This is a genomic window from Lysinibacillus sp. FSL L8-0126, assembly GCF_038630385.1.
Classification (GTDB): Bacteria; Bacillota; Bacilli; order Bacillales_A; family Planococcaceae; genus Lysinibacillus; species Lysinibacillus fusiformis_D.
Window position 1 is genome coordinate 3,961,734 of sequence record NZ_CP152028.1, and the last position, 14,069, is coordinate 3,975,802.

Below are 14,069 nucleotides of genomic sequence, written 5' to 3' on the forward strand. Positions count from 1 at the left end.
CTCTTTACATATGCTATACTTGTTCATTATGTTCACGAAGGAAGTATCAAATATGTACCAAACATCCACAATTAAGGAAAAATATGCACTACTTTTAAAAATGATTGTTCCCATCTTAGTAACACAAGTAGCCATTTATCTTATTTCATTTTTTGATATTTTAATGTCCAGTCGCTATGGGACCGCCGATTTAGCAGGTGTCTCAATCGGCTCCTCCATTTGGATGCCGATTTATACAGGACTGTCGGGTATTCTCCTTGCCATTACACCGATTGTCTCACAGCTGGTCGGAGCGAAACAAGAGATGGATGCCAAAAAGGCCGTTCAGCAAGGTATTTATGTAGCCATTTTGCTGGCAATCATCATCTTCACAGGGCTCTTTTTTGGCATCGATTGGATACTTAGCAAGATGAATTTAGAATCTGCTGTACATAGCATTGCAAAAGGCTACATCTATGCGATGTGTGCTGGTCTTTTACCTTTATTCTTATTTTTTGTCATGCGTTGTTTCATTGATGCCCTTGGGCAGACACGTGTCACAATGATTATTACATTATTGACAACGCCGATTAATATCGTCCTTAACTACATTTTTATTTTCGGTAAATTCGGCGCACCAGAGCTTGGCGGGATTGGTGCAGGTGTCGCAACAGCAATTACGTACTGGCTCATTTTCTTGATTACTGTATGGATTATCGCCAAACGAGTACCGTTCGAACGTTTCCGTTTGTTCCACCATTGGCCGAAGCTGGAATGGCTTCGATGGAAGGAAATTTTACTGATTGGTGTGCCAATTGGCATCTCCTTATTTGCAGAAACAAGCATTTTTTCTGCCGTTACCATGATGATGAGTAATTTTAGTACAGAAATTATTGCTGCTCATCAAATTGCCTTAAATTTCACCTCCCTGCTCTATATGGTGCCGCTTAGTATTTCCATGGGTGTTACCATATTAGTAGGCTTTGAAATTGGTGCTAGTCGCATGCGGGATGCTCGTATTTATAGTTATCTATGTGTCGGCACAGCCATTTTATTTAGTTTTATTTCTGCTTGTATCTTATTTATTTTACGTGAGCCTGTAGCTCATATGTATTCAACAGATCCTATAGTACTTGAGTATGCTGTACAATTTTTAGTTTATGCAGCCATTTTTCAGCTCTCGGATGCGATTCAAGCACCCGTACAAGGGGCATTACGTGGCTATAAGGATGTTATGATCACATTTATGATGGCAATTATCTCGTATTGGATCATTGGCTTGCCCGTGGGCTATATCCTTGCTACGCATACTGATTTTGGTCCATTTGGATATTGGATTGGACTTGTTGCTGGTTTAACAATGGGCGCAATCACCCTGCTTATCCGTCTGCTAATTGTTCAAAAAAGAGTTACCGTCTAACGACAAAAAATCGCTTTTCTCCCTCTTGAGAAAGGCGATTTTTTAGCGTAATACACCTGTACGAATGATTTTCACTTGAACAGACGGCACGAGCTGTAAGGATGTATATTCCGTATGCCAGTCGTCCTTAAACATCTTCGGGTGATAGGCACGAATATAGCGACCAATTCCTAATGTATCAGACTTTTGATTTTGAAGTATACGTAAGACCTCCTCAAACTCCGCCTGCAAATGCTTTTGAATCAATTGTTGAACATCCTTAAAAATGGTTTCTTTATACAAATGATCTTGGGCGAATTCTTCAATTCCGACCTCGAGTTGGTAATCCATCGTTATTCGTCTCAGTTCCTCATCCACTATCCATTTACGCTTCACATGGATAACATCTGCCGTAATCGGCATTTCTTTCCCGTCATGCTTCCACATATAACTCATACGTGCTTGCTTATTAGTTTGATTCATTAAAATGAGCATGATGAGGGATTGTTTTGGCGTTAATACTGTGCCCGTAAAGGTTTGACCTGAAAATAAAGCTAAACCAGCCGCAACAACGTGCTTTTTATCCTCACCTAGCCGAATATACGGTAGCGTGATATCGATTGTTTGTTCAAATAACATCGAGCCAATCGTTTGTAAATCTAATTTCGGAAAAAAGGTATTTTCCTCTGTACTTTCGATAAAGCGTTCATAATAAACGCCTGCGCTTCCAGCTAAATCCTTCGTTAAGTCAACGTATGGTTTGACATCCCCTTCTGTTATCGCCACTTTGATGGATATCGGATTTTGAGGATCGCGAAAATAAATATCCAAGATATCATAAATGGGCTCTCTCACTGTTTGATCCGCTATTAGGAGCGTTGATAGCTCCGATAGATCAAGCGTTTGCTCGACTTTCAAATTGGCGTTATTGCGTACATCTTTCGGTGAAATCCCTTCCGCTTCAATCACTTCATTTTGCTGTGCTGTTGTATTCGGATAAGCATAATAGCCTTTGTACTCCCCAACATAGCCTTCCACACCAACGAGTGTTACGACAGACGCATTTTTATAAAGGCGTTCATCCCAACATCCCGCTAAAAGCACTATAGATAAGATGATTATACTCCCTTTACGATACACGTTTTCCCCTCCATTTATTCCAACAGATAATGATGAGCGGTAGTAGAAAAGTAAAAAAGAATAATACATAGTGCAAAGAATTTTTAATAAACTCAATGCGCTGAAATTGCATCATAAAGAGCGGTAGTATTGCCAGTAAAAGATGGTAGATAATAATACTCCATTTCGGATGCTTCCTTTTTTTTGAAAGATACAGCACTCGAAAGGACAGACCAAAAATCATGACCGTGACAATAGACCATGATAGCCAAATATAGACGAAGAAAATATCAAGTCGTTTAACAAATGTCACTTCCTGTGATTTTAAAATATACATAATCGGCTCTGGGATCAACTTGATTTCATCTAAGGCAAAGAACATTTGCGTAAAAAGCACGGAAATCAAATAAAATACAAAAATGACCAGTTGGTAGATGAATAAAGGCCGCCCTTTCACCTGTGTATCTTGTTTTAGAAATGGTCGATAAAGAAGGTACATTTCAATGCCAAAAAAAGCATAGGTACTATGAATCAAGCCCCCCATGATTTGTCTCATATGATTCCATTCAATAGGAAATAGATTACTCCATGTTAAATCGGGAATCGCCAGCATTAAAAAAAGCACAAAAAGGAAAATGATTGGTATGAGCATGACACCGATGTTAATGACCGTTTCTGGTCTTACTAGGTTGGCATACAAGGATAGTGCGACAATCAGTACAACAACGAGCCATTCAGGGGTTTGTGGTAATACCCATGTGGCCAAAACATATCCCATATAGGCAATCAGTACAGCCGCTAATAAAATCCAATAAAGCTGATAGACCCAGCGAAAAAATCGATTTAAATAAAAGTAGGCATAATAGCGTTCAAACAGGAGCAACAGACCATAATGAATGACACTTGCTAAAATAAAAACGAGCCAAGCATTATGTTGACTGTAAATGATTAAAGGGGTTTGGAAGGCAATATAGACGACACCTGTTTGAATAATAAATAGTACTAAAAAAAATTGAGCCTTAGATAGCGAAAACTTCATGGCGTATCCTCATTTTTTAGCTGTTCATCCTCTGGTGGGTCAAAGGAAGTAACTTGCACAGTCGGTTTAATGAATGGCCAGCGTAAAAAAATTTTATACACCGCTTTTGGCTGAAAAGGTACGATGGGTGAAAAATACGGCTGTTTAATAGAAGTTAAACTGATTAGATGAATGAGTAAAATAACAACCCCTATGACAATCCCTAAAAACCCAAACAATGAGGCTAGGACCATAAACGGAAAGCGTAACATACGTATGGTACTATTCAATTCAACGGATGGAACGACATAGCTTGAAATAGCCGTTAAGGCAACGACAATGACCATTAAATTAGACACTAACCCTGCATTAACGATGGCATCTCCTATTACTAGCCCCCCAACGATTCCAATTGTTTGCCCTACAGATTGCGGCAAACGTATACTCGATTCTCGAATGAGCTCCATAATAATTTCAAGAATGAGCGCTTCGATTAGTGGTCGATAAGGGATTTCATTCACATCGTTTTTCACTTGATTACTTAGTTCTAGTGGCAGTACCTCAAAATGAAAGCTAACTACTGCAATATAAAAAGCTGGTAAAAAAACCGCGGTTATAAACGACAGTAAGCGGACGATTTTATAAAAGGAGCCAACAACAACCCGACCATTATAATCATCGGGTGTTTGATAGAAAGAGAAAAAGGTCACGGGACCAATTAAGGCAGATGGTGAAATATTTGTCATGACCACGACCTTGCCCTCCACTAAATTGGCTACTACACGATCTGGATGCTCTGTATTTAACAATTGTGGAAAGGGCGATAACACCGAATCCTCTAACGCATCGCTTAATTGACCAATACTATAAAAATAGTCGATCTGAATCGCTGCAATCCGCTTTTCAACCTCCTGTAAGATCTCAGGCTGTATGACCCCATCCATATACAGATAATAGGCCTTTGTTTTCGTTTGATGGCCAATCGAAAAAGATTTTACGACAAGTGCGGGATTATTCACTCGCTTTCGTATCAAAGCTAAATTGGTGTCTGCACGCTCAATCAAGCCCTCATGCGAGCCTCGAAGAATATGTTCGTTGATCGGCTCTTCGAGATTTCGACGCACCTCATTTATGATGCTAAGTGTCAGCATCTCTCCCCTTTCAGGCAATATCACGATCGTTTCCCCTTGACAGACTCTTTCAATCGCTTGCGGTAAGGAAAAATCTTGCAATGTCGTAATTAACGTTTCACTCCAAAAAGGTTTATCTGTATCTAAACGGGCATAAATGGTATCCAGTACTTTTTGTACTTCCTTCGCATCAACTAGAGAAGCGTAAAAGCATAAAATAGCCGTATCCCCTTCATGCCAATCTACTTGTCTGACTGTCAAATCCGAGGAATGGTAGAATGCTTTTTGTAGGCTTTTCATCATATACTCCACTTTATCCATAAAACGCCCCCCTCTATTGGAGAGTATAAACATTTTTCTCCATTTTCAAACGCTTGCATAGTGGGATTCATAGCCATAAAAAAGATGCCCGTTAAAACAGAGGGGCATCTTTAAATGGATTATTTTTTAAAATAAGCTTCAATATCTTCATAGATAAAGGGCGTCCCCTCTATTTTTTCATGCTGATTATGCAAAGCTGTCATACGATTGATGATAGGCGCTAATTTCCCCTCATTTTCCTGCGTTAGATTGAAGGCTACTCCGTATGAATAAATTTGATACTTTTCCTCTAATGTCCATCTAAATGTACCTTCTATAGTAAATGACTGGTTCATCAACACAAAGTTAAATTGAAACTTCATCGTTTGATTGATTGGTAGCTTCAGTGTAGAGCGAATCTTCATTCCCCCTAAGCTAATATTTTCAATGACGATTGGCGTATGACCGATAGCAAGCTTTTGCTGGTTCATTTCAATAATGGTCATAGAGCCCTTCACATAGGCTGGGAAATGAAAGCGAAAATACTTGCGACGCTCCACAGCTGGCTTGTGATGGACAATCGCTTTCGGCGGTTCTAAGAAGCCTTTAGCTAGCATTTTTTCAAAAGCCTTCGCAGGAACTGCTTTTGAATAGATGCTTCCTTGTAGATAATGACATTCATGCTGCTTTAAAAAAATATATTGATCATAGCTTTCGACCCCTTTTGCCACTACTTGAATGCCTAGCATTTTTGCTAAATAGATCGTTGTTGAGATAAGCCCATTTTCAACAGGATGATCATGGCGAATTTGCCGAATAAACGCCTCATAGATATGAAGCGTTGTTGGCTGAAACGTGCGCAATGATTCTAACGATGAATAGCCTGTTCCAAAATCACCAATAGCAATTTTGACACCAAGTTCTTGCAATTCCTTTAATACCGTCATAACACTTGCGCTATTTTTTAAAATGGTCCTTTCTGTAATTTCTAATTGTAAATAGTGAGCAGGGATTTCATTGAGCTGCAATTGCTCTTGAAGAAATGGGACAAAGCCCCTTTTCATCAAACGAATAGGTGAAATTTTGATGTTAATCGTACGCAGTACATGCCCATCTTGCTGCCATTTCCGCAAGAAAGCACATGCTTTTTTAATGACCCAATCTGTAATAATATGGATCATATGATTTTCTTCCGCTAAAGGGATAAATTCACCAGGTGACACAAGCCCCCATTCTTTATGATGCCAACGAATTAACGCCTCTGCTCCATAAATATTGCCTTTTTGTGGCTCTACCAATGGCTGAAAATATAGCTCAAATTCTTCATTTAACATCGCTTGACGCATATCACGATCTAGCACATATTGCTTATAGGAAGTAATATCTTCTGTAAAGGCATAGATATGAAAGCGATTGCGCCCTTGTTGCTTCGCATAGCACAAAGCAGAGTAAGCATTTTCTAATAAGATATTTCTCTTTCTACCTTCCTCAGGATAAAAAACAATGCCAATGCTAGCAGAGAGATGCAATTGATAGTCTTTAATCGTCAGAGCGGTATCAAAGATTTTCAGTAAACGATTAGCCAATGCGTAAATATGCTGTTTACTCACATATTTTTTCATTATCAAAATAAAATGCTGATGGTCTAGGCGTGCCAAGTAACTAGTATCATCGAGAAGCTTGGCAAAATGCTGGGTCACCACTCGAAGAAGCTCATCACCGATTTGTGAACCTAATGCATTATTTAGCACATGAAAACGATTAATGGAAATATAGAGAAGGGCAAATGGCTCGCCTGCCGAACAGAGCGTGTCCACTTTATCATGCAAGCTCAATTGATTTGGTAAGCCTGTCAATTCATCATAGTACACTAAATAATTGAGCTTCTTTTCTCGTTCAACCTCCTTTGTAATATCCGTTACTAAGCCAAAAATTTGATTTACTTCTCCCTTCTCATCGAGTCTCGGTACAATTTGCTCAAGCAACCATTTTGTTTGGTTTTCACCTGTAAAAATACGATAAATCACTTGGTAGCTCTTGCCGATAGCAAGATAATCGGTGTACGCTAGTACCTCCTCGCGATGTGCAGGGTGAATCATGTTAATCCATACTTCGGCGTCTTCGTAAAGCTTCGCTAGTGGAATGCCTAAAATTCCCTCTAGCCCTTTTGAGGCAAAAAGCATTGTTCCTCGAATGGAATCTCGCATCCAAATCCCCGCATCTAAATGATTAAAAATATAATGATAGTTGGCGAGTGTATCATTTAATGCCTGCTCAAGCAGTTTAAAAGCTGTCTGATCCTTTACAACCCCAACCATCTTAAAGGGCTTATTATCCTTCCAAGTTACTTCTGCCGCTGCTTGTACATAACGCAAATCATGAGTTTCACCATGATATATTCGAAATTCACTATTCAAGTTGATGCCTTTTCGGGCATTGTTAAATGCATCGTAGGTCTTTTCATGGTCATCTGGATGGATGAATTGGAAAGCTCGATCAATACCGTCGTTTTCTGAACGGCTAAAGCCAAAAATTTGATAAAAATTATCGGAGCAATACAGCTTGTCATGCTGAATAAAGTATTCCCAGCTCCCTACTGCGGCAATATGCTGAGCATAATTTAAATGCTTTTCATGAAGCAATAATTGATGCTTCATCGCAGAATAGGTAGACATATCTTCAATAATTAAATAAAGCCCCTCTGCCTGATCCTCACCATTTTTAATCGGTATAAATGTTAGTACAAGGCTTAGCTGTTGACCTTGATGCTGTAGCCTTTCTATATCAATTTTGACCGATTTCCCCCGCAATGTTTGGTTGAATGCTCTTTTTAGCCGCTTATAATCAGGGACCGTCAAAATTCGCTTAAAATCCTCTGCATGGCTTGGTCGATAGTGTAATAGTTGATAGAGTGCCTCTTGATTTACATAAATAATTTCTCCATCCGCTGCAAAGACAATCATCATATCAGGGTGATACTTCGCAAAGGACATGGCATATGAGAATAAACGATGATCTTGAACTGTAGCTAGCGCTATTGCCTGTGTACTTTCTTCTCTTGCAAAAAATTGCTTTAATAAATTCGGCTTTTTCATCAACCTCACCCTTCCCTACTTTTTACCTACTACTAATTTAGTAATTCCCCAAAAACATAGTTTAAAAACTATCATTTTGATGGTTAGACGATAAAATTTAAAAGTTGGACGATAAAGGTTGATGTATGAGTGATGAAGCCTGTGATTTGCTCAATAATTAAACAGTCCATTAGCATTTAACTTTTGCAAATAAAAAAAGATACCCGATAAGCCATTAGAGACTTATCAGGTATCTTTTGTGTAAGCAGTGATTATTTTTGAATAAATTGTTGTGTCCAGTAGTTACCTGATTTCACGTAACCTACACCGATGTGCGTAAATTTACCATTTAAAATGTTCGCACGGTGACCTGGTGAGTCCATCCACGCTTGTACTACTTCTTGTGGTGAACGTTGACCTTGAGCAATGTTTTCTCCAGCACCTTTATAAGTGATGCCTAAAGCTTTCATACGATCAAATGGTGAACCGAATGTTGGACTTGTATGTGAGAAATACTTGTTTGTTTGCATATCTTGTGATTTTTCACGAGCTGCAGCCATTAATTTCGCATCTGTTTGAAGTGGTGATAAACCAGCTTTTGTACGCTCAGCGTTTGTTAATTTTACTACTTCCTGTTCAAATGCGTTCACATCTGAAGTTGTTGTTGATGGTGTTGAAGTAGCTGGTGGTGTTGCTGGTTTTTCGTTTTGTGATGATTGATTATTATTTGGCGTTGGTTGTGTATTATTATTTGTTGTTGGCACCTCTTTAGATGGTGTAGATGCCTGTGGTAATTTGATATTCCACTTATGATTGTTTGACCATTTATAATAATAAACTTTACAGTTCGTTGATTGCTGTACAGAATCCCCTTCTGTTGTATTAGCAGCAGCTGAAGCTATTTGAATTGGAGCTGCTAAAAGAATTGTTGCACAAATTGCAGTGAGTGTTTTTTTCATGTTTGCAATTCCTCCTTCTCTGCAACTAATCGTAAAGGATGATTTTCATAAAAATCTTACCAACATTTGCTAACGTCTCCAACGAAGAAAGAAATGCGCGAAAAATCGCGTTTTTTTTGCACTATTTTTTACTAGTTTTCGCCAATCTATGAAATACTTACGTTTGAAAGAGGGTTGACACCCCTCTTAAACTCGTTACTATTTTCGAAAATACGCATCTAAAATGAATAAAAAATGATGGTTTTATGCACTAGATTCTCAGCCTATTTTCTTACCTTCAATTATGGAATAGACCTAGAGATAGCTAGTGTCGCGTGTTTATTGCTATTCAATATTACAGTTGTGTTACAAAGGCATTACAATTCATTTACATAAAAATAAAATAACCTGCGTAAAGCTACATATGACGTACATATGCAACATTTCGCAGATTATCAAATTTATTCATTGTTCCCCAATGATAGGTAAATAACTGACATTTTCTCCAATAATGACAAGTTTTGCTGGTATTTTGATATACTCAGGAAGCCATTGGACCATTCCATAAGCATATTGAAACAGCATTGGATTTTTAATGCCCTCAATCGGCACATAGCCCTTCATACGATAAATCGTTTCTGGTAATGTACGAATCCAATCTTCAAATTGCTCCTGTGTAAATTCGCTATCTGTGAATTCCACTAAGCGTGAGCCAAGCTGCATGGAGGCTATTGGCGCTTTGACAATGTCAGCTTTATCAACCTGTGCCGTTGCCTTTAAGCCTTCAAGTAAGTGAAGTGGGACTCGCCCATTCGTTGTTTGCAAAATAAAGGCATGTGGATTTAAGCCTTGGAGTTCGTAGACCACTTGTCCTTGCTCTGCCTCTGTTAATAAATCTGTTTTATTTGCTAATAATAAGTGCGCATGTCGAATTTGCTCCATAAATAAAGAGCGTACTTGCGGTGTTAACGTATCACGGTGCAGCCAGAGCTTGGAATCAGCCACTGTGATAATGCCTTTGACATTTAACTGATCTGCAAAAAGTGGTGAATACACAGCATCTAATGCTTCCACAGGATGAGCAGCTCCCGTTGTTTCAATAATTAATACATCAAAATCACTATCTAATAGAAGAGATTGAATTTGTGCCTCCGTTTTTTCAGCACCTGAACAGCAAATACAGCCCTCTAGCATCTCCTTGAGCGGGATATCTTTCTCCACTGCCTGTGAATCAAATGGCAGCTTTCCTAGCTCATTCATAATAACGGCAGGCTTTAGATTCTTTTCTTTTAATTGGCGAATGACATCCGTAAGCATGGATGTTTTGCCACTCCCTAAAAAGCCACTAAATAGGTATACATCTTTCATCATTTTTCCTCCTATAAAAAAAGCTGTCGCAAATGCCGTGAAAGACGACCGTTGCGACAGCTACATTGTTAGTTTGTTGTGTCCTCTGTTTTTTCGGCTGTTCCTGAAAGAAGCTCTTTCGCTTTTAATAACTGAGGATCATCGGCTTTCATTTTTGCACGTAAAGCATCCATTAACGCATACGTTGTATTGCCTGTTAAAATACCTGTTTCTTCAAGGTTATTCGCTGCTTGTAGTTTTTCTACAGCACGTGCAGTATTGTCATCGAAAATACCATCTATTTCACCAGGCTCATACCCTAGCACTTGAAGCATCTCCTCCGCTGCTTTTACAGAGTCCGACTGTAAGCCTGTCTTCATTTCTAAAGAGGCATTCAAGTAAGGTAAAGTAGCATACGATGGATAACCAACTTTGACATCAGGTTCAATGCCTTTTTCGTTAATCCAGTTCCCATTCGGTGTTAACCATTTACCTGTTGTAAATTTCAGATTAGAGCCGTCTTTTAATGGTGTTACATTTTGGACAGTCCCTTTACCGAAGGATGTTTCACCTACAACTTTGGCACCTACAGATTCTTTTAATGCACCTGCTAAAATCTCAGAGGCAGAGGCACTACCACTATCGACAAGTACTGTAATTGGTAGGTTATATTTTTTACCTGCAATGGCATTAGTAATCTGAGGCTCTGCATCTTTTTCTTGTACCTGAACAATCGCTTTTCCTTCTGGTACAAAGAAATTAGAAATATCGACAGCAGCCGTTAAATAGCCACCAGGATTTTGACGTAAATCTAAAACAATGCCTTTCATTCCTTTGCCTTCATACTCAGCAAGGATTTTTTCAAGCTCTTTCGTTGTTTGTTCACTAAATGATGTAATTTGAATATGGGCAATATTGCCATCAAGCATTTCCCCATAAACTGTTTCTACTGGGATTTCATCACGAACAATGGTCATGTGAATAGCCTCTGTGTTTTCGCCGCGTTTCACCGTTAATTTCACTGGTGTTCCTTTCTCACCGCGAATTAAAGCAACCGCTTCTGTTGCACTCAAGCCTTGAATGCTTTTCCCATCAACCGTTAAGATGATATCTTTTGGTAATAAGCCTGCCTTTTCTGCAGGAGAATTTTTGATAGGTGACACAACTGTAATATAACCATTACGCTCTTGGATTTCCGCTCCAATTCCTTGGAAGCTAGAAGATAAACCAGAATTAAATTGATCTGCTTCTTCCTTTACCATGAAGTCAGAATAAGGATCGCCTAATGCATCGAACATACCATTAATAGCACCATCGACTACTTTTCCATCATCAATATCTTGGTAATAGTTATTTTTCAGTAAATCAAATGCTTCATATAATTTTGTAAATTCCTCACGTTCAGTCGGAACTTTCACTTCTACTACTTTCTTATCACCAAACGTTAACGCAAAAATCGTTAACCCTGCCGTAATAAGGATTGTAAAGAACATTAGCATGATAAATTTAAACGGTTTCAGTTGTATAAATTGTCCTGCCGGCTTTACTTCTGCTGGAGTCGGCTCCTGCTGCTGTTCTGTACTTTCGTTTTTCTGTTCATCCATCTTGATTGTCACCACTCTCATATACACTAACTTGTTGTCACACTACTACCATCTTAACAGGTTATCCAGAAGACGAAAAGAAAAAGACTGCCAAAACTTCATGACAAACCTTAACCTATCATGCTTCATCCTATCTAGCATCCTAGCACCTATTTACTCATCATACTGTTAAGTTTAGGTATATAATGGTACTGCCTTTTAATTTTACTCATTTCCTAGTTGCAGTCAACCAAAAACTCAAAGAATCATAGAAATGCTATAAGAATATAACGTACAAGTGACGAAAAAAGTTGCAGCTCCTTAGCAACTATTCATTCTTTTTCACCTTTTTTATAGACCGTATGAACAGTTAATCGACGGAAGGAAAGCAGTTGCCCTTTATATACGACTGAAAAATTACCATACAGTGTAGGCGCTTTTTCCATTAGCTCATCTCTTGAAGCTCAATCAACTTAGGCTACAATCCTAACTTTCGTGCAGCCATTTGAATGTTTCCGTCGCAACGTCTACATAGGAAGATTGAAAGTTTGCTAATCGCTCCTGCCCATTCCCTCTAGCAACGCACTATCCATTTCAACAAGCTCTACATTTGCCCATGCTATTTTCCTCCAATAATTTTGCTGAGTTAACATTACCATTTTAGCGAATCATTCAAATGCCTCGTGAATCGCCTTTTCCATTGTTGTCGCATATGATGCAAGTAATGACAATTGTAAGGAGGCAGGAAAATGGGAAGAAATAATAAACAGAACCAGAACAATGATTCAATGGATATTTATATTGCAAAGTTAGCCTATATCGGCACAGCCATTTCAACTTTAGGGGATGGCATTCAGACCATCGCAGCTGGTCTAGCCCTAGAGGCACTACAAAATGCGAAGAACGATTCTTCTCCAACAAATAATGGTGATCAAACAGCCAAAGTCGATAACATGCAGAAACAAATCGATTATTTAATTGCTGAACTAAAGCAAATCAAAAAAATGTTAAAATAACCTTTACATAAAGAGTAGTGTGGAAGCCAAATACCTACCACACTACTGTTTTTTTATCTTCTGATGAGTCCTTTGTAGTTCCATCAATTCAGAAACCGTCACAAACTGGTAGCCCTGCTTTTCAAGCTCTGGCAAGATTTGCTCCAATGCTTTGACGGTTTGGGCTCGGTTTCCGCCACCATCATGAAACAGCACGATATTGCCAGCCTTTACGCCTTTTAAAACCGTATTAACGATGCGATTGACCCCAGGATTCTTCCAATCGAGCGTATCCAAATGCCAAGACCACATAACGACTTTATAGCCTTTTTTGGCAATCGCCTCTATCATGGCATCGGTATATTGCCCTTCAACGGGGCGAAATAAGGTTGGCTGATAGCCCGTAATTCCTGCAATTACCTCATCTGTTTGTTGAATTTCCTTCATTAAATTAGGTACATTTGTTTTTAAAGGGTGTGTAAAGGTATGATTGGCCAATTCATGCCCTTCTTCATACATTCTTGCTATCAATTCAGGATTTTTTTCTGCATTTTGACCAACAATAAAAAAAGTAGCTTTCGCATTGTATTTCTCTAATACATCAAGAACATCCGCTGTATAGGTACGATGTGGACCATCATCAAACGTTAAGGCAATGATTTTTTCCTCTGTTTGGATTTCCCAAAGAATTTGTCCTGCTTCTTCATAATACTTTCTCCCTTTATTTTCAGAAGAACTTACTTTGACATAAAAAAACGACACCGTGATCAAACAAAGTGGTAGTAAAAACAGTAAAAATTTTTTCACATTTTCACGTCCCCAAATAATTTTCGTACTTTATTATTTGTGGATTTCATAAAAAAATGCTTATGTTTAGCTTTATTTCATTAAAATTTATCATGACGTATGTTTTCCAGGCTCATATAATTTTTTTGTTGAAGCTTGTCCACAACATTCAATCACACCATGGTGTATTTGTCGCAGACGCTTCACTTTTGCCGATCGTTACATCCTGTGACATGCTTTCACCATTATTACCACGTGGCGCTCACCCGCCAAAAAGTATTCATTGCCCCTATAGAGAAGGGAGTCTTCAGTTGAATCATGAGGATAAGATGGGTATGTAGTACGTCATCAAGCAAAGTCAAGACAAAAACACTATGCATGAAACTATCATTTATAAAAGG

The 14,069-nt window shown here is 38.6% G+C and carries 10 protein-coding genes; 2 read left to right on the forward strand and 8 right to left on the reverse strand.

Annotated elements, in window-relative coordinates; all coding sequences use genetic code 11:
* Nucleotides 1-52 precede the first annotated feature (52 nt).
* On the forward strand, nucleotides 53-1,399 hold the full coding sequence (locus tag MHI34_RS19115) for an MATE family efflux transporter (protein ID WP_342503810.1): 1,347 nt from the start codon (nucleotides 53-55) through the stop codon (nucleotides 1,397-1,399).
* A 42-nt stretch (nucleotides 1,400-1,441) separates the two neighbouring features.
* Here the strand turns inward: MHI34_RS19115 and MHI34_RS19120 are convergent, their stop codons facing one another.
* The 7 genes from MHI34_RS19120 to MHI34_RS19150 form a co-directional block, all read right to left on the reverse strand.
* Nucleotides 1,442-2,518: a Ger(x)C family spore germination protein gene (locus MHI34_RS19120; RefSeq protein WP_036126053.1), complete on the reverse strand. Its 1,077-nt coding sequence runs from the start codon at nucleotides 2,516-2,518 to the stop codon at nucleotides 1,442-1,444.
* The gene (locus MHI34_RS19125) at nucleotides 2,508-3,536 is read right to left on the reverse strand and encodes a GerAB/ArcD/ProY family transporter (protein WP_340834217.1); all 1,029 of its coding nucleotides are present in this window, start codon (nucleotides 3,534-3,536) and stop codon (nucleotides 2,508-2,510) included. The genes MHI34_RS19120 and MHI34_RS19125 overlap by 11 nt, the downstream gene beginning before the upstream one ends.
* Nucleotides 3,533-4,966 carry a spore germination protein gene (locus MHI34_RS19130; RefSeq protein WP_342503811.1) on the reverse strand — a complete coding sequence of 478 codons (1,434 nt, stop codon included), beginning with the start codon at nucleotides 4,964-4,966 and terminating at the stop codon, nucleotides 3,533-3,535. The genes MHI34_RS19125 and MHI34_RS19130 overlap by 4 nt, the downstream gene beginning before the upstream one ends.
* Before the next feature lie 119 nt (nucleotides 4,967-5,085).
* Nucleotides 5,086-8,040 (reverse strand): EAL domain-containing protein, encoded by a 2,955-nt coding sequence (locus tag MHI34_RS19135; RefSeq protein WP_342503812.1) that lies wholly within the window; start codon nucleotides 8,038-8,040, stop codon nucleotides 5,086-5,088.
* 251 nt (nucleotides 8,041-8,291) lie between these two features.
* On the reverse strand, nucleotides 8,292-8,978 hold the full coding sequence (locus MHI34_RS19140) for a CAP domain-containing protein (protein ID WP_036126066.1): 687 nt from the start codon (nucleotides 8,976-8,978) through the stop codon (nucleotides 8,292-8,294).
* Between the two features lie 444 nt (nucleotides 8,979-9,422).
* Nucleotides 9,423-10,325, reverse strand: coding sequence for a CobW family GTP-binding protein (locus MHI34_RS19145; protein WP_342504490.1), 903 nt, complete (start codon nucleotides 10,323-10,325; stop codon nucleotides 9,423-9,425).
* Between the two features lie 68 nt (nucleotides 10,326-10,393).
* Nucleotides 10,394-11,908 (reverse strand): S41 family peptidase, encoded by a 1,515-nt coding sequence (locus MHI34_RS19150; RefSeq protein ID WP_249645691.1) that lies wholly within the window; start codon nucleotides 11,906-11,908, stop codon nucleotides 10,394-10,396.
* Nucleotides 11,909-12,636: 728 nt separating this feature from the next.
* Here MHI34_RS19150 and MHI34_RS19155 point away from each other — a divergent pair.
* Nucleotides 12,637-12,903 carry a hypothetical protein gene (locus MHI34_RS19155; RefSeq protein WP_036126072.1) on the forward strand — a complete coding sequence of 89 codons (267 nt, stop codon included), beginning with the start codon at nucleotides 12,637-12,639 and terminating at the stop codon, nucleotides 12,901-12,903.
* A 42-nt stretch (nucleotides 12,904-12,945) separates the two neighbouring features.
* Here MHI34_RS19155 and MHI34_RS19160 read toward each other — a convergent pair whose 3' ends face one another.
* On the reverse strand, nucleotides 12,946-13,689 hold the full coding sequence (locus tag MHI34_RS19160; RefSeq protein WP_036126074.1) for a polysaccharide deacetylase family protein: 744 nt from the start codon (nucleotides 13,687-13,689) through the stop codon (nucleotides 12,946-12,948).
* Nucleotides 13,690-14,069: the final 380 nt, after the last annotated feature.

Excerpts from the sequence above, each read along its gene's own strand:
- MHI34_RS19140 (WP_036126066.1), bottom strand. The coding sequence starts at position 8,978 with ATGAAAAAAACACTCACTGCAATTTGTGCAACAATTCTTTTAGCAGCT.
- MHI34_RS19150 (WP_249645691.1), bottom strand. The coding sequence starts at position 11,908 with ATGGATGAACAGAAAAACGAAAGTACAGAACAGCAGCAGGAGCCGACT.
- MHI34_RS19115 (WP_342503810.1), top strand. The coding sequence starts at position 53 with ATGTACCAAACATCCACAATTAAGGAAAAATATGCACTACTTTTAAAA.
- MHI34_RS19130 (WP_342503811.1), bottom strand. The coding sequence starts at position 4,966 with ATGGATAAAGTGGAGTATATGATGAAAAGCCTACAAAAAGCATTCTAC.
- MHI34_RS19145 (WP_342504490.1), bottom strand. The coding sequence starts at position 10,325 with ATGAAAGATGTATACCTATTTAGTGGCTTTTTAGGGAGTGGCAAAACA.
- MHI34_RS19155 (WP_036126072.1), top strand. The coding sequence starts at position 12,637 with ATGGGAAGAAATAATAAACAGAACCAGAACAATGATTCAATGGATATT.
- MHI34_RS19125 (WP_340834217.1), bottom strand. The coding sequence starts at position 3,536 with ATGAAGTTTTCGCTATCTAAGGCTCAATTTTTTTTAGTACTATTTATT.
- MHI34_RS19135 (WP_342503812.1), bottom strand. The coding sequence starts at position 8,040 with ATGAAAAAGCCGAATTTATTAAAGCAATTTTTTGCAAGAGAAGAAAGT.